This window comes from Roseburia sp. (assembly GCF_041325975.1).
Taxonomy (GTDB): domain Bacteria; phylum Bacillota; class Clostridia; order Lachnospirales; family Lachnospiraceae; genus Roseburia; species Roseburia rectibacter.
On the sequence record NZ_JBGLEJ010000005.1, the window covers coordinates 816,687 to 841,055 of the forward strand.

A 24,369-nucleotide genomic window follows, 5' to 3' on the forward strand; every position below is an offset into this window, starting at 1 on the left:
TCTAATCTTCCAGTGCCTCTACATGCAGATACTCGAAATCTCCATAGCCTCCCAGTTCCTTTTCCCCGATGACATTCGCAAACAGCCCTATCTTCGCACCTACCCAGGTATGATCAGACGGTGTAAACTCTGCTCTCACTTCCGTCCATGATGCACTATCTGTATCATCAGTCAATGAATAATAACAATGGAATACACTGCCGTTATCTCCCTCGCGCATCGCAAAGATCAGATAAACTTGTTCCTGTCCCTCCGGCAGTACCAAAAGCTGCTCTGCCTTCTCGCGCATTCCATCCTCACTGTCATAGGATTTTCCAAGAATCAGACGTTTCTGACCTCTGATTACGCGGACTGCGAGGTATGCATAGTGACCGCCCATCATAACCATTCCTGCCTGCTCCTGTTCAGACAGGGCAGAAATGTCAACACAGGCAGATGCCTCAAAATATGGGCAGACCAGTTTTTCCGTCAGCACATTCGAACACTCCCAGAGGATCGGCTCCACTTTCCCTGATGGATTTTTACAGTATAATCTCAAAAATCCCTTTCTCTCTTTCAAAGAATAGAAATCATCCTTCGGATTGCCAAGCCACTGCCACTGCAAGCCGATTTTTTCCGATGAAAAATCATCTCCCGCCGCAAGATAACAAGGTTTCTCCGTGATTCCGGTATTTGGTTTTTTATGGATGATACATGGCTCCCCACAGCCATCCACTGCGTTGATCCCCATAACCGGCCAGTCATTTTCCCATGTAACCGGCTGCATATGGACGATTCGTCCGTAAAGTCCTCTGTCCTGAAAATGAATGAACCATTCATCTCCATTCACTGTATCCACCAGAGCCCCCTGATGTGGTCCATTTATGATACTGTTGCCCTGATGAAGCACATTTTTTTCTTCATAAGGCCCGTAAATATTTTTCGAACGCAAAATAACCTGCCAGCCGGTTTTTACACCGCCTGCCGGGGCAAAAATATAATAATATCCATTTTGTTTATATACTTTAGGTCCCTCAATCGTCGGCTGTGTCTTAAGTCCACAGTAGAGAATATGATCCTCCCCTGTTGCCTTTGTTCCATCCCATGACATCGGGAATATGCCAAGATGACTCTTAAATCCAATACGGCTCTTCGCATAACCATGGATGATATATGCATTTCCATCCTCATCCCAGAACGGGCAGGAATCGATCAGACCTTTTCCGGCTAACACAAGTACCGGTTTTTCCCAGATTCCAAGTGCATCTTTTGCGCGCACCATGTAAATGCCCTCATCCGGCATTCCGTAGTAAATGTAAAAATATCCTTCATGGTAACGGATCGCAGGCGCCCAGACGCCTTTTGCATGCTGCGGCAGATCATAGCCCGGCTCATCGATCTTTTCGATCGCATAATTTTTCAGTTCCCAGTTTACCAGATCTTTTGATGTTAAGATCGGCAGTCCCGGCACATAATTAAAGCTGGACGCCGTCATATAATAGGTATTCCCTACGCGTATCACATCCGGATCGGAATAATCTGCAAAAAGTATCGGGTTTTTATAAGTTCCATCTTCCTGATCTGATTTCCATAATAATGACATAACCCTCAAATCCTCCTAAACACTGGTTTTATTTCCTGATACAAAAATGGCAAGGGATCACTCCCAAGCCACTAATAAATCACTATAGATACCGCCAAGTTCTTTTAAACCTCTCGCTATACATCCCGCATAGACAACTGCACCCATATATTTCAGATGCGTATTGTCAGTCAGCCCGTCCATATGGGACGGATAGACACCTGCCGGCAGATGCATGTACCATTCTTTGGTTTTTTCAGCTCCAGCCTTTCGCATTTCTGCGCGGCTCATACTGTAAAGATCGATCAGCGGAACATTTAAATTTTCAGCTGTCTGTTTCATTGCCGCCACATAATCGGTATGTTCCCCGATATCTAAATGTTCCTCATCAATAAAACATCTGCGCTCAAGCGGCGTAATAAAAACCGGCCATGCTCCTTTGTTTCTTGCTGCATTTACAAATTTTTCCAGATTCACCATGTAATCGGAATATGGATCTGTATACCGCTGTGGATCATTCTTTTTCTCATCGTTATGTCCAAACTGGATAAATAGAAAATCTCCTGCGGTAATTTTGTCATAAATCGGTGTCAGTCTCGACTCATCGATAAAGCTTTTTGTGCTTCTGCCGTTTTTGGCATGGTTCTCCACCCGCACCTCCGGCTTTAGGAACAGGTTCATCACCTGTCCTATGCCGGTCTGCGGAAATGTAAGAATGTCATTGTATTGTACGGTTGAATCTCCAGCCCAGAAAATAGTCGCCATACAAACCTTCCTCCTTATTCTTTTACAGCTCCGATATTTACACCTTTTACAAAGTATTTCTGTAAGAACGGATATACGATCATGAATGGAATGATGATAACGATGATCGCTGCATTCTTTACGGTGTTCTCAGTTGCACCACCGTTTGCCTGCGGAAGATCACTACCCATGATGATACTTCTTAACTTCATCTGGAAGTTATAAAGGTTTGAATCTGTAATATAAAGTTTGTAATGTGTATAGTCGTTCCAGTATGTAACGGCAAACATAAGACCGATGGATGCTAATGCTGCTTTTGACATCGGAAGTACGATACGGATAAATGTCTGCATCGGAGTACATCCGTCAAGTGTTGCCGACTCAAACAGGCTGGCAGGAATACCTTCGAAGAAGTTCCTCATCAATACCAGGTTATACACGTTCAGTGCCGGGAATAAGATAACGACCCAGATGGTATTGGTTAAATGTAATGATTTTAATACGAGGTAGGTAGGGATCATACCACCCTGGAAAATCATGGTAAAAAGTAATAAGTTTGCAAATAAGTTACGTCCCGGCATATCCCACTGGATCAGTACATATGCACCAAATGTAGATAAAATCAAGGCGATGATCGTACCTGCAATCGTTGTGATTACAGAAATCATTAACGGATGGGACAGCGTCGGGTTTTTGAATACGGAAATGTATCCTGCAAGGCCAAATTCCTCCGGCCATAATTTCATACCATATGCGGTTTTTAAATCGAATGAGTCAACTAATACTTTCCACATCGGGATGATAATCAGTAAACTTAAGATAATAAATATTAACCCGTTTACGATCGGGAAAACTTCTATTTTTTTCTTGCTTTTCATATCTGCTGCTCCTTCCTAGACGATTCCGCGTCCATCACGTACTTTCTTGCTTAAGTGATTGCAGAACAGTACCAGTACACAACCAACCAGAGATTTGAACAGACCAACGGCTGTCGTATAACCGTAATTTGGAATCGCACCACTGTTGAAGGTCTGATAGTAAATATAAGTTTCAAGTACGTTTGCTGTACCTAAAACAGCATCGTTCTGCATTACAAATGCGGACTCGAACAGGTTCATAACCTTTGCAAGGTTTAAGATTAAAACAGTAAGGATCGTATTCTGTAATGCCGGGAATGTGATATATCTCATCTTGCCCCAGCGTCCTGCACCATCCATTGCTGCAGCTTCATAAAGCTCTGTATTTATTCCGGCAAGCGTAGCCATAAAGATAACGGTCTGCCAACCGGTTTCTTTCCAAATATTAATGATATAGTACGCAAGTCTCCACCATTTTGAATCCCCCAGGAAATAAATTCCGGAATCAAGTACACCAGCGTTGATCAGGAATGTATTTACAAGACCTTCTGCTGTCGGTGCCAGGATCAAAGTAAAGACAGATGCGGTAACTACCCATGACATAAAGTGTGGCAGATAAATAATTGTCTGCACGATCTTTTTAAAATGAATATTTGCGATCTCATTCAAAAAGATAGAAACAATAACAGCAGCTGCTGTTGTCAAAAACAATTTGATAATACTAATCTGTAAGGTATTCCAGAATGCCGTCCAGAAATTTGGCATGGAAAACATTTTCTGAAAATTTTTGAGACCAACAAAACTTGCCTCTTTGATTCCGTTATAATCGGTAAATGCAAAACGGATTCCAAGCATTGGCAAATAAAAGAATATTAATGCAAAAATTAATACAGGAAGAAACATCAGATAGAATCCTCTGTATTTATAGATTTTTGCTGCCAGGTGGTTCTTCTTTCCACCGGTTGTAGCCGTTACGGCTGATTTTTCATTACTTTTTCTCATATCTGTTCTTCCTTTTCAATCAAACATGAATTTGTGATCCATGATCTGTGCCGGCTGCGGATATCCGCAGCCAGGACACCAATCATAGTTCTTAGTTCCGTTTACCGGAAAGTTTTATTATTTGTTTAAAGAATCAACGATTGCCTGTGACCACTCTGCACCGTGATTTGACTCAAACTGTGCATATGCATCATCAACAGTGATCTCGCCCATAACAACTTTTGCGATCAGCTCGTTCTTTAATGTTGTTAAATCACCATTGTACTCGCTCATCTCATCTGTGGTAGGAACAAGATCAGCAGCTTTGCAGTTATCATTGAATAACTGTGCAGACTCTTTTGCTTCTGCTGCTACAGATTCTTCCTGAGGATCGTTTGCAAGCTCAACTAAAGCAAGCATTGGATCGATGTGAGCTTTGGTGTACTGTGTACCCTCTTTCTCACGGTTCTCTAACATATGGAACTCACCATCAGCATATGTTTTCTCGTTCTCTGTTCCAGCAAATAATGTCTCTGCTGCTGTTGACCAGTGAATGCCTTCTACACCGTATGTCCATAAGAACTGAACGTCTCCGCCATCCTGCATCGGCTCGATGAAATATTTGAATACGCCTTCCGGGTTCTCGCATGCAGATGTGATGCACCATACTGGTGGAACACGGTCAAGGTACTGACCTACTTCAGCGATCGGAGGTAATGCTACTAACTCACCGTCTTTACCGTTTGCTTCAAGGTTTGTCTTTAAGTTGGTTGCCCATGTACCTGCCCAGTAAGTAAATACACCAAAGCTGTCATCATAGAATTTGTTACGGCAGTCAGATGTACCATTTGTTAATGTGGTAGGATCAATCACGCCCTCTTTGTAAGCAGCTGCCATTCTCTCAAGTGCGCTCTTCATAGAATCCTCTGTGAATCCGTCTTTCCATGTTCCGTCTTCTGCTTTATAGAAGCTTGGGTTTGCATCCTGATAGAACTCTGGTAAGTAGTTTGTATATGGAGCCTCTGTTCCGATGAAACCAGCAGCAGATACACCGTAGGTATCTCCGTTTACACCATTTCCATCCGGGTCACCGGTTGTAAATGCTTCGAGCATTGCAAGATACTCATCATAGTTTGTCGGAACATCAAGTCCGCAGTTGTCTAACCATGCTTTCTTAACATATGTAACACATCCGTTACCACGAGCTGCAGGCATACCGTATAACTTACCATCAAGTCTTACACCATCGATAACTCCTGTGCTGCCGTATGCATCCTGTCTTGTTTTTAAATCAGAAGATGCATAAGCGTCTGTCATATCCCACAGAACTCCCTGCTCTGCATAACCTGCATAATAGGTTGAAGATAAGATCATAACATCTGGCCAGTCACCACTTGCAACTGTCTGTCCTACTACATCGTAGTAAGCATCATGATCCGGCTGGATCACATTGATCTTCATTCCAAGAAGATCCTCTAATTTGGCAATGAACTCTGCCTGTCCGTTTTCCTGTGTGAAAACAGTTCCATCTACCATAATGGTGATTTCTTCTGGTTTCTCAACATCAGAATCGGTTGCTGCTGCATCTGCGGAAGCATCACCGCTTTCTGTGGTTGCTTCATTATTAGTAGAAGCATTTGAATTTGTTGTTCCTGCGTTACCAGTATTGCTGGAACCGCATCCTGCCATACCAGCTACCATAGCGGCAGCCATAAGGACTGATACTACCTTCTTTTTCATAAGAACCTCCTTATTAGGAAAAATTTGTTTCGACACTGCTCTGATGTAAGTGCTTTCATGTCTTGCTCATACATTACCATCTTATGGGATTTTCAGCAAGAAACAATATTTGACAGGGGGTACAAAATTTGTTTTTGTGCCTCGCAACCCATTGATTTTACTGGTTTTTTCGGTTTCTGTTGTAATTTTCCCATATTATGATAAAATAAAAAAAGTACGATTAAAATACATCCAAAAAGGACATTTATCACCTATGAGAATAAATTTGAATCACACATCAGATACCACAGCAAAAAATGAATCCACTACTTTTCTTATGATTCGCTTTGCTGTCACATACAGTGTCTTTTTGCTTATCATTTTACTTCTGATGGTATATCTCCACCGCGTTTCAACAACACGTTCCGAACAGGATTTCTGGGATCAGGATCAGTCTACCTTTGAAAGCGCTGTATCTCTTTTAGATAATAATTTTACCACCATGGACTCTATTACCAGACAGCTCAGTATGAATACAAAACTATACCGTCTTGCTACCATGACGTCCACTGACGATAATGATTTCTACTTGTCCGGTCTTGCCATGAAGCAGTCTCTTGCTTCTTATATGTATTCCTACAATGAACTTCCATTTAGTACATATTTTGTTTATCTGAGAAACAGTGGCTATATTATCAGTGTAAACACTTTCAATTCAGAACAGCTCTATTATATAAGAAACTATTTATCTTCCGGGGCTAATTTTAATGAATGGCATGATCTGCTTAACAATAATCTTACAAAAGATGCCGCGATTTATCCTCTTTCCGATTTTATGCTTCCGGAAAGTGATAACGCTTATCTTTATGTTTTGAATATGGATGTTCTGACCTACAAAGATATTCCTGCCACTGTGGCATTTCATATTAGTGAACAGACTTTTCGCAAAATTTTCAATGGTGTCTCATTAGGTGATACCGGTTACATTCTTGCAGTTGATGATCAAAACCAGCCGGTATTTTCCCTTTGTGGAGATGAGTTTCAGTCTTCTGAGGACAATTTATCCACGCTTGCAGAATCTGTATTATCCTTATCTTACGATGGCAATAATACCTGTATTCACGACGACACCCATATCATGCGAATGGCTTCAAAAACAAATGACTGGACTTTTTATCTGGTACAGCCGGAATCTATTTATCCGTCCGACTATCAGATTATTTTCCTGTTCATCCTTTTTGCAGCAGTTGTCGGTGGACTTATCATGATATTTATTTTAGTCCGTAACAATATGCGCCCGATTCTTCACTTAGACGGCCAGCTTAAGGAAACACTGCACGCAAATACGCAGCTGATCGAGGAAGCCGCTGCGATCCGTCCAGTTTTATATGACAATTATTTAAGACAGCTGATGAGTGGTGTTATTACTACCCCTGATGAATTTGCATTTATCCGGAATTATCTGCATTTAGAGGATTCCTCGCTTCACTATTATGTTTTATATGGTGTAACTTATGAAAATGATCCTACCATTGATACTTTTCCGAATGAAAATACAGCTTCCGATAGTTCTGAAAACGCAAAAGATATCATAACAAATCTCTTAGCAAGATATTTTTCCTACGAGAACAATTTATATCTTTGTTCGCCAAAGAAACATATTTACACTTTACTGATTCCTTTTCATGAAAAACCAGACAAAATGCTGATCTCTCTTCAGGAAAAGGTTTTAAAATTTCACAGTGAGCTGTTAGAAGAATATTCAATCTGGTTTTTTGCCGGAATAGGTCTTTCCTGTTCCTTTACCAACATCTGGGAATCCTACCAGCAGGCGAAAGATGCAGCCGGCTATACCAGCAAGAACTATATTTTCCTTCCATATGAAATGTTAAAAAAAGATTCGCATGTTTATTACTATCCGGCAGAATTTTCAACCCGTCTGATCCGCTCCATTACCGGAGGCAATAAGACGCAGGTGATCGAGATTTTTAACCTGATCCATCAGGAAAATATTGAAGAACGTTCCCTTCCGTTCCAGTTATTGCGCTTTTTACTTACCGACATCCGCAATACCTTATTGAAAGCTCGATTTACCTACACCGGAGAAATTACCCCGGAGATCATGGAAATCGACACCCTGCTTTCACAGGATGAGCTTACCTTCCGTCTCTGTGAAGATATCAGCATCAGGCTGTGTGATTTCTTTGCATCAAAGTCCGAGAAAAATAACCTGATTGACAGCATTGTGACTTATATACGTGAAAATTACAAAAATCCGGCTCTCTGCTTAAGCAAGATCTCCGACGAGTTCCACATATCAGAAAGTTATTTTTCTCATATGTTTAAGGAAAATATGAACGTAAACTTTTCCGTTTATCTGGAAGATCTGCGCCTTACAGAAGCAGCCCATCTGATTGAAAAAGGCGAGTCCGGTATCAATGAAATCGCTTTGGAAGTTGGTTATAACAACCAGACTTCTTTCCGGCGTGCATTTAAGAAAAAATATGGTGTTACACCGAGCAGTTTCGGTGTTCAGTCTTAAATTAAAAACAATAACAGCGTAAATTAACGCAGAAATGGAGTATACAATGTTTGATTTCAAAAAAGATTCTCCAGAAAGTGTTGGCATCCCTTCCAGATGCCTTCTTAAATTTTTGGAACGTTTACAGAAAAAACAGATTCCCATGCACAGTTTTCTTCTGATGCGGCATGATACCCTGATTGCTGAAGGCTATTATGCTCCCTACCAAAAAGATACCCTGCATCGCATGTTTTCCATCAGTAAAAGTTTTACTTCCATTGCGATCGGTCTGTTAGAAGCAGAGGGAAAATTATCTCTCGATGATCCCATTGTCAGATATTTTCCGGATAAAGTTCCATCTAATGTACATCCATGGATCGCAGAAATGACGATCCGCGATATGCTCATGATGCGTACCTGTCATGCATCCACAACTTATAAAGTCAATATGAAAAATGACTGGGTAGAAAGTTTCTTTACAGTACCGCCAACTCATCCGTCAGGAAAGCTCTTTCATTATGATACTTCCTCTGCACATACACTCTGTGCACTCGTAGAACGGCTTTCCGGAATGTCAATGCTCGATTACCTGAAACAAAAACTGTCCGTTCTGGAATTATCAAGCGAGTCCTATATGTTGACCGATCCCTTTGGTATCTCCATGGGTGGCAGTGGTCTTGTTGCACTTCCATCTGACCTTTTAAAATTCGGTTATCTTTTAGCTCATAATGGAAATATTAACGGAAAACAGCTCGTTCCAGCTTCTTATATCAAAACAGCTGCCTCATATCTCTCCGATACCCGCATGACAGCGCCCCTTCCAAGTGAAGCCTGCGGCTATGGTTATCAGATCTGGCGCAGTGAAAAGAATGGTTTTGTCTGCTACGGCATGGGTGGCCAGTTCATCCATTACCTTCCGGATTATGATCTGCTCTTTGTCACTACTGCGGACACACAGGGACTTGCGGGTGGAAATCAACTGATTTATGATGCTCTGTATGACGAGATTCTTCCTTATATACAGGCAAATCCACTCCCGGAGGATCAAAAATCGCATACAGAGCTTCTTTCTGCGCTCTCTTCCCTTGCGATTTCACCTCTGGACAACGGATCAAGCACAGCTCCCGCTGTTTCGCATATCTTAGGAAAGCGATATGTGTTTGAAAAAAATGACGGTGAGTTTACGGATTTTACGGCGGATTTTACAAATGATGAGGGATGTTTTACGTTTACACTGCATGACCAGATATGTTCGATCCATTTTGGTTTCGGAAAACTTGTCTGCGGACAGTTTCCAATCTATGATCAGAAATATGCCGCCAGCGGTATCTGGGTATCGGAGAATACTTTGTATGTGCGGGCGCATATTATGGATGCATTTGTGGGAAGTGTCCATTTTGAGATGGTGTTTGGGGAATCTGATGTGACAGTGTTTATGAAGAAACAGGAAGAAAGTTTGTTTAGGGAGTTTCAGGGACATCTGTTCGGGACGATTGGCTAGCTAGAACTGCAGGTAAAACTATGTTATACCTATATTTTCTTAATAAGATTCGGGTGTCAAAAGGTGATTCTCAACTTAGCGGCTGGCAGATTTCACAAATCCGTAACTAATTTTGTGACTTTGGGAGAAAATTAGGAAATCTTGTTTTACCGGTTCATAACGCAGTGTTGCGTTGCCATGAATGGCAACACAAGTCTTAATTCTCAATGGTAAAATAGAGTTAGTAATTTGATTTTTATGAGGTGATTGATTTGGACGTGAACTCTTTATCACAAAAGTTTTATGTACGTAAATTAGACGAAAATGACCTGGATATTATTTTTGATTTGTGTTGTGGGAATCCTGTTTTTTATCAATATCATCCTCCCTTTGTCACAAAAGAAAGTATATTAAAAGACATGAAAGCACTACCATCAGGAAAAAGTTATGATGATAAATTCTATGTTGGTTTTTTTGAAAAGGAATCTTTAGTTGCTATTTAATGCTTTCTGGTCAAAAAATATCTTTCACGTTATCAACGAGGGAAAATATATTCTTATGGAGCGAAAAATATAAATTATCGCTTTTAAAAGCCAGCATATCTCACCACAAAACTTCCGGCTCCAGTGCACTAAGGCTCGCCGACAGTGCACCGGAACCGGCAATTTTATGGTTCCGATGCACGCCCCAAGGCTCAGCCAACACCAAAGTGATGCTAACTATAAGCTGCCATTTTTACTGTGGCTGTTTACCAATATAAGCTAAAATACCACCGTCTACATACAGCACATGACCATTTACAAAGTTAGATGCATCAGATGCAAGGAATACAGCCGGTCCCTGTAAGTCTTCTGCATTTCCCCATCTTGCAGCCGGAGTTTTTGCAATAATGAACTGGTCAAACGGATGTCTGGAACCATCTGGCTGGATCTCACGAAGAGGTGCAGTCTGAGGTGTTGCGATATAACCAGGTCCGATACCGTTACACTGGATATTGAATTCACCATACTCAGATGCAATATTCTTTGTTAACATTTTTAATCCACCCTTTGCAGCAGCGTAAGCGGAAACAGTCTCACGACCAAGTTCACTCATCATAGAGCAGATGTTGATGATCTTTCCGTGACCTTTTTTGATCATAGACGGGATAACTGCTTTTGATACGATAAACGGTGCATTTAAGTCAACGTCGATTACCTGTCTGAATTCTGCTGCTGACATATCGCACATCGGGATACGTTTGATGATACCTGCATTATTTACAAGAATATCGATCACACCAACTTCTTCTTCTACTTTCTTAATGAAAGCGTTTACCTGCTCCTCATTTGTAACATCACATACATAACCATGAGCTTTAATACCTTTTTCTGCATATGCAGCTAATCCTTTATCAACCAGCTCCTGTTTGATATCATTAAATACGATGGTTGCGCCAGCCTCTGCATAAGCAGATGCGATTGCAAATCCGATACCATAAGATGCGCCTGTTACTAATGCAATTTTGCCCTCTAATGAGAAATTGTTTAAAAATGACATATTTCTATCTCCTTTTTTGTGTTATGTTTAAGATTCTATAAATAAGAATCCAGTTTCTGCGTTTTCTGCCCAATATTTCTGAAATGACAAATTGAATCCTGTGCAAATATTCTGTTGTCTAAATTATTAAACATGTGACACAATGATTACATGTTTTTGTGAATATTCATTTTATTGTCTATTGCCAGTATGTCATCTCTACAGAGTGACTCCCTGTTTAAAAATTGCCATATCATGGAATCCTGCTTCTTCACTGCGTACTTTCTTACCGGATGCAACATCGATCACATAGTCAAATAATTTCTGACCTGTTTCTTCTAACTCTGCATCTTCCACAAGAACACCCGCATTGAAATCGATCCAGTTCTTTTTCTTTCCGGCAAGAGTACTGTTGCTGGAAATCTTTACTGTTGGAACCGGGGATGCAAACGGTGTTCCGCGTCCGGTCGTAAACAGTACAATATGTGCACCGCTGGCTGCTAATGCAGTTGCAGCGACAAGATCATTACCCGGTGCGCTAAGAAGGTTCAGTCCCGGTGTATGTACACGTTCACCGTAGGAAAGAACGCCTTTTACTGCAGCACTTCCTGATTTCTGCGTACATCCCAAAGACTTATCCTCTAAAGTTGAAATACCGCCTTTTTTATTTCCCGGTGACGGATTTTCATAAATCGTCTGATGATTATCTTTAAAATACTGTTTAAAATCATTGATCAGATCTACGGTCTGATGGAACAGTTCTTCATTTTCACAGCGGTTCATCAGCAATGTTTCTGCACCAAACATCTCTGGCACCTCTGTCAGGATCGTCGTTCCACCTTTTCCGATTAAAATATCAGAAAACTTACCAACCAGCGGATTTGCTGTAATTCCGGAGAATCCATCACTTCCACCGCACTTCATGCCAATGATGAGTTTGGATGCACTGATCGGCTCACGGGAAAATCCAGCAGCATAATCGATCAGTTCTTCTAAGAGTTTTTCGCCCTCTTCCATCTCATCTTCACATTCCTGGCAGACTAAAAATTTCACACGGTTCTCATCATAATCACCAATGTATTTCTTCAGTTCACCAATATTACTGTTTTCACATCCAAGTCCAAGTACTAAAACACCACCTGCGTTCGGATGCTTTACGAGATCTGCAAGGATTGTTCTGGTGTGTTCCTGGTCGTCTCCCATCTGGGAACATCCATATGGATGAGGAAATGCAATGACTTCCTCCACAGAACCATGAACCTTTGCATTGGCACGTTTTGCCATCGCTGTTGCGATGTTGTTCACACAGCCGACCGTCGGTATGATCCAGACTTCATTACGCACACCGACGCTTCCATCCGGACGTGAAAATCCCATAAAAGTACGATCCTCTGTCTTTTTTTCCTCTGTTTTTACCGGCTCATAGGTATAGGTAAGCAGATCACCAAGAGCAGTTTTGATATTATGTACATGCACCCACTGACCGGCTTTGATATCCTCTTTTGCATTTCCGATACGGAAACCATATTTGATCACATCGCCGCCCTGCGGAATATCACTGATCGCCATCTTATGACCGGCAGGGATCATCTCAGCCGCTGTAAATTCTTTTCCATCAACAGCGACTTTTTCTCCCTCCGCAATTTCCTTTATGGCAACAATGACATTATCATTTTCATTAATTTTGATAAAATCTTTCATAAGTATTCTCCTGCTTATGCGTTAAAAGTTTTTTCCATTGCTGCTCTCATTCCAAGTGCACGGATATCTTCCATGTAACCAGTTACAGCCTCTTCCACTCCTGCTAATTTTGTAAGGTCCTCACCCCAGAAATGCTCATTGGATAATACTGCATGTGTATATTCTGCTGCATCTTTTGAACTGTTTTCTGCAAAGAACTCTAATACCGCTGCGTCATCTAAGATCTGATACTCAGCACCATCACGATGTCCGATCAATGCTTTGTCGCGAATCTCTGTACCTGTATAGAATGCCATCAGGGCAGCCAGTGAAAATGTCAGGTGTGTCGGAAGTTTTCCTTCGTTCTTAATGTACTCTAAGAAGCTCGGCATACATCTTGCGCGCCATTTTGAAACAGAGTTCAGGGAAATGGATAATAATGCATGTTTTACATATGGGTTGTTAAATCTTGTAATAACTGCCTCTGCAAAATCGATCAGATCCTGTTTCGGAAGTGTTAATGTAGGAATAACTTCATCAAAGATCGTTGCTTTCATAAAGTTGAAGATCAATTCATCCTGCATGGACTCTAACACGATATCATTACCACAGAGATAAGATGCCAGTACAAAAGAAGTATGGGCACCATTTAAGATACGTACTTTTCTCTGTTTATAAGGTTTCTGATTGTCAGTAAAGATAACCGGGAGTCCTGCATCCGGAAGTGCAAATTCTTTGCTGATATCTTTTGCACTCTCGATAACCCAGAGAGCAAATGGTTCACCTGTTACAATCAGGTTATCCTGATATCCGAACTCTTTGCAAAGTTCCTCAGCCTCATCTCTTGGGTAACCGGTTACAATACGGTCAACTAATGTGGATGTAAATACACATGCCTCATCTAACCATTTCTTAAATCCTTCTTCTAAGTTCCAGAGTACTGCAAGTTTCTCTACACACTCTTTTAAATGGATACCATTATCATCGATCAGCTCAACCGGAAGCATCACAAGACCTTTGTCCATTGCTCCGTTAAAATGTTTATATCTTTCATATAAGAATTTGGTCAATTTACCCGGATAGCTCTTCGGCGGCTCCATCTCTAATCTGTCTGTATCATCATAAACGATACCTGCCTCTGTTGTATTAGAAACAATGTAACGTAAGCTGTCAAGTTTTGCATAATCTGCATATTTCTGATATTCACCATAAGCATCTACTGCATCTGCAACGCTGGTTACGATACGGTTAATACGCTTCGGCTCTCCATCCACGATTCCTCTTAACTGTACTGTATACTGGCACTCCTGATCGTGAAATCTGTCAAGACTTCCGAACTCAATCGGTTTTACAAGTACGATGTCTCCGTTAAATTTTCCCTGCTCATTTGCAATGTCGATCATGTAGTCAACAAACGCACGAAGGAAATTTCCTTCTCCAAACTGTAATACTTTAACTGGTCTTTCTACTTTTCCTGTTTTTTTTCTGTTTAATAAATCCATGATTTCCTCCTGATTATCAGATCATTACTGCACCTTGTCATTTTGTAAGCGTTTACAATTTGTATTCTTACACCTTTTTACCGTTTCGTCAATATGTAATTTTGCACAATTTAGTGATTTTTATTATTTTTCTTTAAAATCGTCACTTTTTCTTCTACATTTTTTCTATATTTTACAAAATCTGATATTGCTTTCTTTTTTTTGTTATTGTATAATCAGACCAGTAGCAATGAAACTGCTTTCATTTTCTTTTACATTTCTTTATAAGATGTAATACAGGAAGCAATTTTAACATATTAAAGGGATTTTATTTATGACAATATACGACATTTCGAAAAAAGCCGGTGTATCCATCGCGACTGTTTCCCGTGTATTAAACGGCAGCGACAAAGTCCGACCTTCTACAAAGAAAAAAGTCATGGATATCATTGAAAAATATGATTATACACCAAACGCTTTTGCACGCGGCATGGGACTTCACTCCCTGCAGACGATCGGTATTCTCTGTGCAGATTCCTCTGATCTTTTTCTTGCAAAGGCGGTTTATTATTTAGAACAGGAACTGCAGGCAAATGGTTATGAGTCACTGCTCTGCTGTACCGGTTATAATTTAGAGATCAAACAGAATTACCTGAATTTGATCCTTTCCAAAAAAGTAGACAGTATCATTCTTGTCGGTTCTAACTTCATCGGTACTACCGAAGATGAAAACCAGTACATTAAGGATATTTCCTCACAGGTACCGATCATGCTGTTAAACGCTTCTTTCGATTATCCAAACGTTTACAGCACTTTATGTGATGACTATACGACCATGTTTGAGGCAACAGAATCTATGTTGGATTCCGGGATTGCCGATCCAGTCTATATTTATAATTCCATTTCATACAGTGGTCGCAAAAAATTAAACGGTTTCAAAGATGCTTTAAAAAAACATGGCATCTCTGATATAGAAAACAGAATCCACAAATACGACGGGGATTCCCAGCAGTTTAACGAAATTGCTGACTTTATGGATCAGGTTGCAAAAGAGGCCCCTCCTTTTCATGGAGTGATCGCTGCCGACGATGTACTCGCCGTCGGTGTAGTCAAATATGCGCAGCGCAATCATATTTCCGTACCCGATGATCTATCCATCATGGGGTACAACAATTCCATGCTGACAACCTGCTGTATTCCGGAACTTACTTCCGTGGACAACCGCCTGGAAACACAGACACATCAGTTAGTGCAGACCTTAGTGGGAGTTCTTTCTGGTGAAGAAATGCCGAAAAAATCTATTTTTTCCGGCAAATTAATTAAACGTGGAACTACCTTATTCTAAAACAAACATAATGGAGGAAAAACAATGAAACAATTTATGGACGAAAACTTCTTGCTTCAGAGCGAGACCGCACAGAAACTTTACCATTCTTACGCAGCAGATGCGCCGATCTTAGATTACCACTGCCACATCAATCCGCAGGAAATCTATGAAGACCGCCAGTTTGAGAATATTACCCAGGTATGGTTAGGCGGCGATCATTACAAATGGCGCTTTATGCGTTCCTGTGGTGTAGACGAGAAATATATCACCGGCGATGCCTCTGACAAGGAAAAATTCTTAAAATGGGCAGAAGTTCTCGGAAAAGCCATCGGTAACCCGCTCTTCCACTGGAGTCATCTGGAGTTAAAAAAATATTTCGGCTACAATGGTGTTTTAAATAAGAAAACCGCTGAGGAAGTATGGGAATTATGTAATAAGAGACTTGCAGAGAAAGATATGTCTGTCCGCAACATTATCAGACAATCCAATGTTACATTAATCTGCACCACAGATGATCCTGTTGATTCCTTAGAGTGGCATAAAAAAATCGCTGAGGATGATTCCTTTGATGTACAGGTACTTCCTGCATGGCGTCCTGACAAGGCAATGAACATTGAAAAAGTTACTTATTTAGATTATATCTCCCAGTTATCTGAAGTTTCCGGCATCAATGTAGATACGTTTGCGGCTTTAAAGAAAGCTCTTTCAAACCGCATGGATTTCTTTGCTTCCATGGGATGCAGCGTATCTGACCATGCTCTGGAATATGTAATGTATGCTCCTGCTTCTGATGATGAGATCGAGGCTATTTTTGCAAAACGTCTTTCCGGCGAAGGTGTTACACGCGCAGAAGAATTAAAATTCAAAACCGCATTTATGTTATTTGTCGGCACAGAATATACAAAACGCAACTGGGTAATGCAGCTTCATTATGGATGCAAACGTGACAACAATACTCCGATGTTTGACCGCCTTGGACCGGATACCGGTTATGACTGCATCAACAACTATGCTCCGTCTTCCGAAATGGCAGATTTCTTAAACTCTTTAAATAAGAATGGCAATCTTCCAAAGACAATCATTTACAGCTTAAACCCGAACGACAACCAGGCAATCGGCACTATCTTAGGATGCTTCCAGGATTCCACCGCTGTTGCAAAGATCCAGCAGGGTTCCGCATGGTGGTTCAACGATCACAAGACCGGTATGCAGGATCAGATGATCTCCCTTGCAAACCTCGGAAATCTTTCCGGTTTTGTCGGCATGCTGACTGACTCAAGAAGTTTCTTATCCTATACACGCCATGATTACTTCCGCAGAATCCTCTGCAACCTCATTGGTGAGTGGGTAGAAAACGGTGAGTTCCCGGCAGATTATGATACATTAGAGGAGATTATCAAAGGTATCTGCTACAACAACTCCGTAAATTATTTCGGATTCAATTTAAAAACCTGTTAATCAGAAAGCCAATCTGTTATGCGCACCGAAATGCGCAGGAAAGGAACATTTTATGGAACTTCGTACTGCAGCATCTCCAAGAGATGTCAAACATTACACAACCGAACGTTTAAGAGAGGAATTTTTAATTGACGACCTGTTTCAGCCGGAAATCATCAAACTTGTATACAGCCATATCGACCGTATCATCACAGGATCTGCTGTTCCGGTAAAAGAGACTTTAAAATTAACCGCCGGCGATGAGCTGCGTGCACAGTATTTCTGCGAACGCCGTGAGCTCGGTGTGATCAATATCGGTGGTGCCGGTGTGATCACGATCGATGGAAAAGAATACAAAGTTGCCCATAAAGAAGGCATGTATATCGGCATGGGTTCAAAGGATATTTCTTTTGCAAGTGAAAACGCAGATTCCCCTGCAAAATTTTACTTAAACAGCGCTCCTGCCCATATGACTTATCCTACCGTACTGATCAAACCGGAGGGTACACCGGAAGACGGTGTTGTCATTGTAAAGGACTGTAACAAAGTTGAGCTCGGTTCTTTAGAGACAGCCAACCACAGAACGATCTGCAAATATATTCTTCCGGGACAGGTAGAAAGCTGTCAGCTTGAAATGGGTATGACAAAACTTGAACCGGGCAGCGTATGGAACACAATGCCATGCCACACACATGACAGACGTATGGAAGTTTATCTGTACTTTGATATGCCAAAAGATGCACTTGTAATGCATTACATGGGCGAACCGACCGAGACAAGACACATCGTTATGCGCAACGAACAGGCTGTTATCTCTCCGAGCTGGTCCATTCACTCCGGATGCGGTACACAGGCATACACTTTCATCTGGGGAATGGTTGGCGAGAATCAGGACTTTGATGATATGGATGATGTTGCAATGAAAGATTTAATGTAATAACCTATCGTATATTTACAGATATACATTTTTAAGAACCAGATATAATGCCGGAATACGGACGTACTGCCAGTATTCCGGCAAAACAATATACCGGCAGTACAGAAATGAGGATATTCATGAAAATTGCATTAATCAACGAAAACAGCCAGGCAGCAAAAAATGAAATGATCTGTGCTACTTTAAAATCTGTCGTAGAACCAATGGGACATGAGGTATTCAACTACGGCATGTATTCTGCAGAAGATACACACCAGCTTACTTATGTGCAGAATGGTATTCTTGCAGCAGTTTTATTAAACTCCGGTGCCGCTGATTTTGTCATCACAGGCTGCGGAACCGGCGAGGGCGCTATGCTTGCATGCAACGCTTTCCCACAGGTACTCTGCGGACATATCGAGTCCCCACTTGACGCTTATCTGTTCTCACAGGTCAATGACGGAAACTGCATTGCTCTCCCATTCGCCGAGAATTTTGGCTGGGGTGGAGAATTAAATCTTACCTATATCTTTGAAAAACTGTTCTGTGCTCCGGGTGGCGGCGGATATCCAAAGGAACGTGTCATACCGGAACAGCGCAATAAAAAAATCTTAGACGAGGTTAAAAAAATAACTCATCGTGATCTTGTATCTATTTTAAAAGAACTTGACCGCGACCTTGTCATTGGCGCTTTAAGTGGCGATCATTTCAGGGAGTATTTCTTTGCAAACTGTAAAGACGAAGCAATCGCTGCCTGCGTAAAGGAACTGATCGGCTAGCAATCATCACAGCAGAACAGATAATACCCTGCCAGCATACATAAAATCATGAGAACAAACCCACAGAAACGGTTGTGAATCACGATCATCACAAGCATTCCCATTGCAAAGCAAAACAGTGCGAATCCAAGCATCCGTTTCATGGCAGACTCCAATAAAGAAACGCATATATTACTGATAATATATGCGTTTCTTCTTGTTTTTTATACTGTTTTAAAAACTTTTTATGACCATCCACCATTTATGAAACATGAAACCTGTGATTCCTATTTATTCACAGAATCCTTTAAGATATCTTCCATCTCTTTTCCGGCTGCTGCCTCTGCAGCAGCATCTGTCTGATTCTCAGTAACATTCTCAGAAGATGCATCATTTTTTGAAGTAAATTTGTTTACAAAATCCGGCACCATATCAAGCACTTTTGTGATTCCGTCCTGATTCTTAATATTTACCAGTTTGGTTGTACCATTCTGGATCACAAGAACTGCGCTTGGCATGATCTTTCCACCCATACCACCGGCACCGTTATTTTTCTTTTCCTGTGAAAAAGCACCAGCTGCAACACCAAACGAAACATCAACCAGTGGAAGAATGATCGTATCCCCAATATGGATCGCATCCCCTACTACCGTCTTGGTTGTGATAAAACTGTCCATCCCTTTAAACAAAGATTCTACTGTTGTATGAAAACTATTGTCTGCCATAATGAAACCCTGCCTTTCTTTCTGCTATTTTATTTAAAAACTTTCTTTATCAAATTCCGGATATCACGCTCTTTTAATAGGCGGATACCGGATATAAGTACATGTATCAGACGTATATGTCCTTTTACGAAAAAAGTACCTTCCACATACGCTTTATCTGCTTCAAAATCCGGATAGATTCCAACATCATATTGATAAACTGCCGGAAACATTGCGAGGACTCCAAGTGCCTGTCCAGTCGCTGATGGTTCCCATAATGCAAAATTCAATTCTGTATTGATCTTTCGAAAGCGAGAATGTTTCAACAGATATTTAATCTCTCTCCAAACTACAGAAACACTATTACGGTTATGTTCATCGGTCAATACATCTTTTATCTTTCCTGCCCGATCGGACAGATTTTCCCATTTTCTACGAACACCTTTGATTTTCTCAATGGTACTGTGAAATTTACCGGTTATCTTCTGTCCAGGCGATATCTTTCCAGAAGATGTCTTTTCTGTATTTCTTTGTGCTGCGGAATCCAGCTCCGTTGTCTGTGTGTCATCTTTTGAGTCTTTCTGTTGCAACTCTGCTGTATTTTTCGATTCAGCATCCTGCTGTTGCTTTTTTATATCTGAAAAAATTCCGTTTTCATCCTCTGTTTTTTTCTCATGAACTGCCACGTCTGTGCTGTCTGCAATCGTTTCTTCCGCTTCGTCCTCCATTTTCTCACCCAGAGAAATATTCCTTCCAAACAACTTCAGCTTATAAGAAAGTCCTTCTTCATTATAGGAATACATAAAGGATAAAATATGAAGCATCCAGTGTACTTTTCCCTCTATCCGGACATTTTCTTCAATGATTCCCTCCATACGGTAACGAACCGGCACCAAAAGCACGAGAAGAACGATCAGTAGAAAAAACGTAAGCAGTGTCAGCAGAATCCATCCGATTATTTTTAATATGAGCAATACAACCGACATTTCAAGCTCCTTAACCCTGTTTTTCTGCAAGATATGTGCGGACGGCAAATGTACCTGTGCTACGGTACACCTCATCTATAATGGATGCTGCGACCTCAACTGCTTCATCGTAACCCTTTGCCAATCCCACGATTACCATATCTTTTTTAGGATATTCCTTTTGCATCAGTTCATATGATGGTATGATATCAAGCAGATTCTGTCTGTTAGAGGCCAATGTGATCACATAAATCCCGATCTGTCCGGCATTGTGCATAATCTTCCACTTGACTTTCTTTGTCTTATGTACAATACTCTCCCCCACATACAAATCCTTATACCATATCATACATCCTGCTCCATCTTTCTGATGTGTTTTGTTTATTCATACCTGTGGCTGCCCCACAGATTATTCTTTTTTAATTCCTGATATTCCTCATACGCTCTCTCTAACATCTGTTTCTCATTCGGAAACTTCAAAAGATGATACGCCTCATGGTATTTGTAATAACCGGAATCGACAAAATACTCTTCACGCTGCGGTTTGCTGTAATAACTGTCTGCCATCATCAGATACCAGTGCACCGTCTTCTCCACAACATCCTCCGGTACTGTAAATGAATACTGGCTTTTTCCGATATATTTCATCAGAGTCGCTTTCACACCAGTCTCTTCATATACTTCCCTCATCGCTGTATCTTTATATTCTTCTCCTACTTCCACAGTTCCTTTTGGAAGTACCCATCCCTCGTATTTATTTTTGTAATTTTTGTACAAGAGCAATATTTTGCCGCGAAATATTACCACACCACCACAACTTGTTGCCTCGATCATCGCAATACCTCCTGATGTGGTCTTTTATAATACTATCATGTTTATAAGTATAATACTTTTCAAAAGCACATGCAACATTTCATTCATTATAATATGCATCAAAGACCTCTTTTGCAATCGGTACGGCATATTCACTTCCGACACCTGCTTTTTCCACGATTACGGCAATCGCAATATCCGATTTATCTTCCCTGTGTGCATATCCTACAAACCAGGAATGTGAAGAATCTGCTCCGGTAGAATACTCTGCTGATCCTGTCTTTCCTGCCGCCTCGTAACTTTGACCGCTCAATTTCTTACCGGTACCAGTCTCGACCACATAACTCATATAATCCTTTAAAATCGCAGCTTCATCCGTTGACATAAGCGTGCCATATTCTTCCGGCTCGTATTGCTCCACTAAAACTCCGTCGCTGCTTTCTACATGATCTAACACATACGGTTTCATCAGAATGCCGTCATTGTTGATCGCACTTACGATCAGCGCCATATGAAACGGTGTCACAAGCGTCTGTCCCTGTCCAATGGAAGTTGCCATAATTGCAGAAGCTCCATCTGTCTTTTCTAATACAAAACTGCTCTTAGATGCCTGCAGATCCGTCGGCAGACTGGTATTAAACAACATTTTATCACACAACTGTCCAAACCTGTCTACATCAAGCTCCATTCCGAGTGATGCATAAAATGCATTACAGGAGTTGGCAAATGCCTGACGCAGATTCTGGGTTCCGTGGCTCTTATTTCCATAACAGTGAATCGTATGATCTCCCACTGTATAGCTGCCTGTACAGGTATAACTGTAATTTTCATAGTCCGCATGTTCCTGGATATACTCTAAAGTTGTCAGGATCTTAAATGTCGATCCCGGCGGATAAAGTCCCTGTGTTGCACGGTTTAACAGTGCTGCATCTGTGTTATCGTCCGCCGTCAGGTTATCCCAGTCTGCAGCGATCGTGTTTGGATCAAAATCCGGTTTTGATACCATTGCAAGAATCTTGCCGGTAGAAGGCTCTAATACAACGATTGCTCCCTTATAGTATCCTAACGCATCATATGCCGTTGCCTGCAGTCCATAATCTAACGTCGTGACTACATTATCTCCCGGACTTTTCTCACCCTGCATCTCATCTCCGACCTTATCTAAAAAAGCTGTATTGGAACGCAGCAGGTTAAAGTTCGCAAGTGACTCAATTCCTGACTTTCCCTTGGTAGAATACCCGACTATGTGTGAAAATATACTGCCGTATGGATATCTCCTTGTCTCATTTCCCTCATTGTCCGTCACCGTCTCCGCAAGCACCTGACCATCATTTGTCAGGATCTGACCGCGTACGATTTTCTGGGCAAATGTCTCCTGTCTGGTATTGTAAGGATTATTGATAAATTCCTCACTCTTAAAAAATTGAAAGTAAGAAAAATACCCCATCAGGCAGATAAACAATGCCAGAAACGAATACGTGATAACCGCAAATTCCCGGTTTTTTGTATTTTTTTTCTTTTTACCTGTCTTAATAGAGTTCTTCGACCTGTTGTCTTTCATATCCGGTCTTTCGCTGTTTTTTTCTCGCATTGTTCTCTCCTTCATCCTGCCTCAAAATATACAATCCCTGAATCACCGCAAACAGCATCATGGTTGCCAGCAGAGAACTTCCTCCATAGCTTACTAACGGCAGTGTTACTCCGGTTGACGGAATAAATTTTGTCACACCGCCAATGGTAAGGAATACCTGAAACGCATACACTGTTCCAAGTCCTAACGCTACAAGTTTATAAAACTGTTCTTTCATCTGCATTGCAATATTTAAAAACATCAGAAAGCAGCTGATGCACACCATGATCAGGCAGATTGCAAAAATACCTCCTAATTCTTCTGATATTGCAGAAAAAATAAAATCCTGCTCAACAACCGGTATTTTATTTGGTGTTCCCTGATACAATCCTGTGCCAAACCATCCACCGGTTCCGATCGCAAACAGGGACTGGCATATCTGATACCCCTCATTATCAATAACACTGAGCGGATCGCGCCATGCCACAACCCTGACGCGGACATGTGAAAATAATCCATAGGCAGCAACAGCGGCGATGCATCCGGCCAGAAGACCGCCGGCAAAATAAAACAATTTTCTGGTCGCAACATAAAGCATAACCAGATAGGTAACAAAAAAGATCAATGCACCTCCAAGATCTCTTGATGCCACTAAGATCAACACATGTACTGCCGCCACGATCGTTGTGATACAGACGGTTTTAAAATCTGTGTTTTTATAAAGCATTCCTGCCACAAAAAACACGAATAGAATTTTCACGAACTCAGATGGCTGTATCGAAAACAGTCCACCGATCGTAACCGATATCTTCGCACCATAACTGGTAGAACCAAATATGGTAACTGCAGCAAGTCCAATAATACCGATCATTGCATACAGCCACGTCAGTCTTCGTAATGACTGCACTTTCCGTATCAGTACCGGTATCACGATCGTAATGACCGACGCACAGATCGCGATCGCATACTGTCTTATCGCCTTCTCATAAGAAAGCCTTGTCAGCATGATAAAACCGATCATTAAAAGCATGCACATATTATTTGTCACAAGCCTGGATGCCTTAGGATACAATAACTGATAATTAACGATCACGATCGTCACTAAAATTACCTGAAGGAAATAAAGAATGATAAGATTAATTTCATCGGTAACTGTATAGAGCACTAAAAACGCGTCCAGATGGATCAGATACATAAAAAATATCTGCCGGTCAAATATATGATTTCTCTTTTCTGTACTGATTCTGCTGCGGAATGCCGAAAAACACTCATACGCATAACACGCAAACAATATGATCATCAGATATTTTGAAACTTCTACGATAAGATTTTCCATA

General features: G+C 41.1%; 22 protein-coding genes. 7 read left to right on the forward strand and 15 right to left on the reverse strand.

Going from position 1 to position 24,369, the window contains the following annotated elements:
• Position 1 precedes the first annotated feature (1 nt).
• From ACDD58_RS15195 to ACDD58_RS15215, 5 genes are all read right to left on the reverse strand, one after another.
• Positions 2-1,582 carry a glycoside hydrolase 43 family protein gene (locus ACDD58_RS15195; RefSeq protein ID WP_117921865.1) on the reverse strand — a complete coding sequence of 527 codons (1,581 nt, stop codon included), beginning with the start codon at positions 1,580-1,582 and terminating at the stop codon, positions 2-4.
• Positions 1,583-1,639: 57 nt separating this feature from the next.
• On the reverse strand, positions 1,640-2,326 hold the full coding sequence (locus ACDD58_RS15200) for a rhamnogalacturonan acetylesterase (protein WP_006856021.1): 687 nt from the start codon (positions 2,324-2,326) through the stop codon (positions 1,640-1,642).
• A gap of 14 nt (positions 2,327-2,340) precedes the next feature.
• Complete coding sequence (locus ACDD58_RS15205; protein ID WP_006856020.1) at positions 2,341-3,183, reverse strand: carbohydrate ABC transporter permease; 843 nt, start codon at positions 3,181-3,183, stop codon at positions 2,341-2,343.
• Positions 3,184-3,198: 15 nt separating this feature from the next.
• Positions 3,199-4,164: a sugar ABC transporter permease gene (locus ACDD58_RS15210; RefSeq protein WP_006856019.1), complete on the reverse strand. Its 966-nt coding sequence runs from the start codon at positions 4,162-4,164 to the stop codon at positions 3,199-3,201.
• 117 nt (positions 4,165-4,281) lie between these two features.
• Complete coding sequence (locus ACDD58_RS15215) at positions 4,282-5,883, reverse strand: extracellular solute-binding protein (RefSeq protein ID WP_370778258.1); 1,602 nt, start codon at positions 5,881-5,883, stop codon at positions 4,282-4,284.
• Positions 5,884-6,136: 253 nt separating this feature from the next.
• Here ACDD58_RS15215 and ACDD58_RS15220 point away from each other — a divergent pair, with 253 nt between their 5' ends.
• The 3 genes from ACDD58_RS15220 to ACDD58_RS15230 all read left to right on the forward strand — a co-directional run bounded on the left by ACDD58_RS15220 (position 6,137) and on the right by ACDD58_RS15230 (position 10,366).
• Positions 6,137-8,404 carry a helix-turn-helix domain-containing protein gene (locus ACDD58_RS15220; RefSeq protein ID WP_370778260.1) on the forward strand — a complete coding sequence of 756 codons (2,268 nt, stop codon included), beginning with the start codon at positions 6,137-6,139 and terminating at the stop codon, positions 8,402-8,404.
• 46 nt (positions 8,405-8,450) lie between these two features.
• Positions 8,451-9,884, forward strand: coding sequence for a serine hydrolase domain-containing protein (locus tag ACDD58_RS15225; protein ID WP_370778261.1), 1,434 nt, complete (start codon positions 8,451-8,453; stop codon positions 9,882-9,884).
• Positions 9,885-10,141: 257 nt separating this feature from the next.
• Positions 10,142-10,366: a hypothetical protein gene (locus tag ACDD58_RS15230; protein WP_147402997.1), complete on the forward strand. Its 225-nt coding sequence runs from the start codon at positions 10,142-10,144 to the stop codon at positions 10,364-10,366.
• Positions 10,367-10,598: 232 nt separating this feature from the next.
• Here ACDD58_RS15230 and ACDD58_RS15235 read toward each other — a convergent pair whose 3' ends face one another.
• From ACDD58_RS15235 to ACDD58_RS15245, 3 genes are all read right to left on the reverse strand, one after another.
• Positions 10,599-11,402, reverse strand: coding sequence for a gluconate 5-dehydrogenase (locus tag ACDD58_RS15235; protein ID WP_015560591.1), 804 nt, complete (start codon positions 11,400-11,402; stop codon positions 10,599-10,601).
• A 198-nt stretch (positions 11,403-11,600) separates the two neighbouring features.
• Complete coding sequence (locus ACDD58_RS15240) at positions 11,601-13,082, reverse strand: UxaA family hydrolase (protein WP_117921858.1); 1,482 nt, start codon at positions 13,080-13,082, stop codon at positions 11,601-11,603.
• Between the two features lie 14 nt (positions 13,083-13,096).
• Positions 13,097-14,563 carry a tagaturonate reductase gene (locus ACDD58_RS15245; protein ID WP_117921857.1) on the reverse strand — a complete coding sequence of 489 codons (1,467 nt, stop codon included), beginning with the start codon at positions 14,561-14,563 and terminating at the stop codon, positions 13,097-13,099.
• Between the two features lie 313 nt (positions 14,564-14,876).
• Between ACDD58_RS15245 and ACDD58_RS15250 the strand changes: the two genes are divergently transcribed.
• The 4 genes from ACDD58_RS15250 to ACDD58_RS15265 all read left to right on the forward strand — a co-directional run bounded on the left by ACDD58_RS15250 (position 14,877) and on the right by ACDD58_RS15265 (position 19,001).
• Entirely contained in the window at positions 14,877-15,887 is a 1,011-nt protein-coding gene (locus ACDD58_RS15250; RefSeq protein ID WP_117921856.1) for a LacI family DNA-binding transcriptional regulator, read from the forward strand.
• A gap of 24 nt (positions 15,888-15,911) precedes the next feature.
• A complete protein-coding gene (uxaC, locus tag ACDD58_RS15255) occupies positions 15,912-17,327 on the forward strand; it encodes a glucuronate isomerase (RefSeq protein ID WP_117921855.1) in 1,416 nt (471 codons plus the stop codon).
• A 52-nt stretch (positions 17,328-17,379) separates the two neighbouring features.
• Positions 17,380-18,243 (forward strand): 5-dehydro-4-deoxy-D-glucuronate isomerase, encoded by an 864-nt coding sequence (kduI, locus tag ACDD58_RS15260; RefSeq protein ID WP_117921854.1) that lies wholly within the window; start codon positions 17,380-17,382, stop codon positions 18,241-18,243.
• A 119-nt stretch (positions 18,244-18,362) separates the two neighbouring features.
• On the forward strand, positions 18,363-19,001 hold the full coding sequence (locus tag ACDD58_RS15265; protein ID WP_370778265.1) for an RpiB/LacA/LacB family sugar-phosphate isomerase: 639 nt from the start codon (positions 18,363-18,365) through the stop codon (positions 18,999-19,001).
• On the opposite strand, the gene ACDD58_RS15270 is transcribed toward ACDD58_RS15265, so the two are convergent.
• The 7 genes from ACDD58_RS15270 to ACDD58_RS15300 form a co-directional block, all read right to left on the reverse strand.
• Positions 18,998-19,144: a hypothetical protein gene (locus tag ACDD58_RS15270; protein ID WP_006856007.1), complete on the reverse strand. Its 147-nt coding sequence runs from the start codon at positions 19,142-19,144 to the stop codon at positions 18,998-19,000. The genes ACDD58_RS15265 and ACDD58_RS15270 overlap by 4 nt on opposite strands.
• A 123-nt stretch (positions 19,145-19,267) precedes the next feature.
• Positions 19,268-19,705, reverse strand: a complete 438-nt coding sequence (locus ACDD58_RS15275; RefSeq protein ID WP_370778267.1) for a GerW family sporulation protein — start codon at positions 19,703-19,705, stop codon at positions 19,268-19,270.
• A 29-nt stretch (positions 19,706-19,734) separates the two neighbouring features.
• On the reverse strand, positions 19,735-20,670 hold the full coding sequence (locus ACDD58_RS15280) for a hypothetical protein (protein WP_370778269.1): 936 nt from the start codon (positions 20,668-20,670) through the stop codon (positions 19,735-19,737).
• 10 nt (positions 20,671-20,680) lie between these two features.
• Positions 20,681-20,998 (reverse strand): hypothetical protein, encoded by a 318-nt coding sequence (locus ACDD58_RS15285; RefSeq protein ID WP_117921851.1) that lies wholly within the window; start codon positions 20,996-20,998, stop codon positions 20,681-20,683.
• Between the two features lie 32 nt (positions 20,999-21,030).
• Entirely contained in the window at positions 21,031-21,483 is a 453-nt protein-coding gene (locus ACDD58_RS15290; RefSeq protein WP_370778271.1) for an NUDIX hydrolase, read from the reverse strand.
• Positions 21,484-21,562: 79 nt separating this feature from the next.
• Entirely contained in the window at positions 21,563-23,053 is a 1,491-nt protein-coding gene (locus ACDD58_RS15295; RefSeq protein WP_370778273.1) for a peptidoglycan D,D-transpeptidase FtsI family protein, read from the reverse strand.
• Complete coding sequence (locus ACDD58_RS15300; protein ID WP_186898730.1) at positions 22,992-24,368, reverse strand: FtsW/RodA/SpoVE family cell cycle protein; 1,377 nt, start codon at positions 24,366-24,368, stop codon at positions 22,992-22,994. Before ACDD58_RS15300 ends, ACDD58_RS15295 begins: the two co-directional genes overlap by 62 nt.
• Position 24,369: the final 1 nt, after the last annotated feature.

Bases quoted from the DNA above. Each gene is read 5' to 3' on its own strand.
- ACDD58_RS15295 (WP_370778273.1), bottom strand. From the start codon at position 23,053: ATGCGAGAAAAAAACAGCGAAAGACCGGATATGAAAGACAACAGGTCG.
- ACDD58_RS15240 (WP_117921858.1), bottom strand. From the start codon at position 13,082: ATGAAAGATTTTATCAAAATTAATGAAAATGATAATGTCATTGTTGCC.
- ACDD58_RS15205 (WP_006856020.1), bottom strand. From the start codon at position 3,183: ATGAAAAGCAAGAAAAAAATAGAAGTTTTCCCGATCGTAAACGGGTTA.
- ACDD58_RS15270 (WP_006856007.1), bottom strand. From the start codon at position 19,144: ATGAAACGGATGCTTGGATTCGCACTGTTTTGCTTTGCAATGGGAATG.
- ACDD58_RS15220 (WP_370778260.1), top strand. From the start codon at position 6,137: ATGAGAATAAATTTGAATCACACATCAGATACCACAGCAAAAAATGAA.
- ACDD58_RS15300 (WP_186898730.1), bottom strand. From the start codon at position 24,368: ATGGAAAATCTTATCGTAGAAGTTTCAAAATATCTGATGATCATATTG.
- ACDD58_RS15215 (WP_370778258.1), bottom strand. From the start codon at position 5,883: ATGAAAAAGAAGGTAGTATCAGTCCTTATGGCTGCCGCTATGGTAGCT.
- ACDD58_RS15280 (WP_370778269.1), bottom strand. From the start codon at position 20,670: ATGTCGGTTGTATTGCTCATATTAAAAATAATCGGATGGATTCTGCTG.
- ACDD58_RS15245 (WP_117921857.1), bottom strand. From the start codon at position 14,563: ATGGATTTATTAAACAGAAAAAAAACAGGAAAAGTAGAAAGACCAGTT.
- ACDD58_RS15200 (WP_006856021.1), bottom strand. From the start codon at position 2,326: ATGGCGACTATTTTCTGGGCTGGAGATTCAACCGTACAATACAATGAC.
- ACDD58_RS15195 (WP_117921865.1), bottom strand. From the start codon at position 1,582: ATGTCATTATTATGGAAATCAGATCAGGAAGATGGAACTTATAAAAAC.
- ACDD58_RS15265 (WP_370778265.1), top strand. From the start codon at position 18,363: ATGAAAATTGCATTAATCAACGAAAACAGCCAGGCAGCAAAAAATGAA.
- ACDD58_RS15225 (WP_370778261.1), top strand. From the start codon at position 8,451: ATGTTTGATTTCAAAAAAGATTCTCCAGAAAGTGTTGGCATCCCTTCC.
- uxaC (WP_117921855.1), top strand. From the start codon at position 15,912: ATGAAACAATTTATGGACGAAAACTTCTTGCTTCAGAGCGAGACCGCA.
- ACDD58_RS15235 (WP_015560591.1), bottom strand. From the start codon at position 11,402: ATGTCATTTTTAAACAATTTCTCATTAGAGGGCAAAATTGCATTAGTA.
- ACDD58_RS15275 (WP_370778267.1), bottom strand. From the start codon at position 19,705: ATGGCAGACAATAGTTTTCATACAACAGTAGAATCTTTGTTTAAAGGG.
- kduI (WP_117921854.1), top strand. From the start codon at position 17,380: ATGGAACTTCGTACTGCAGCATCTCCAAGAGATGTCAAACATTACACA.
- ACDD58_RS15250 (WP_117921856.1), top strand. From the start codon at position 14,877: ATGACAATATACGACATTTCGAAAAAAGCCGGTGTATCCATCGCGACT.
- ACDD58_RS15210 (WP_006856019.1), bottom strand. From the start codon at position 4,164: ATGAGAAAAAGTAATGAAAAATCAGCCGTAACGGCTACAACCGGTGGA.
- ACDD58_RS15290 (WP_370778271.1), bottom strand. From the start codon at position 21,483: ATGATCGAGGCAACAAGTTGTGGTGGTGTGGTAATATTTCGCGGCAAA.
- ACDD58_RS15285 (WP_117921851.1), bottom strand. From the start codon at position 20,998: ATGATATGGTATAAGGATTTGTATGTGGGGGAGAGTATTGTACATAAG.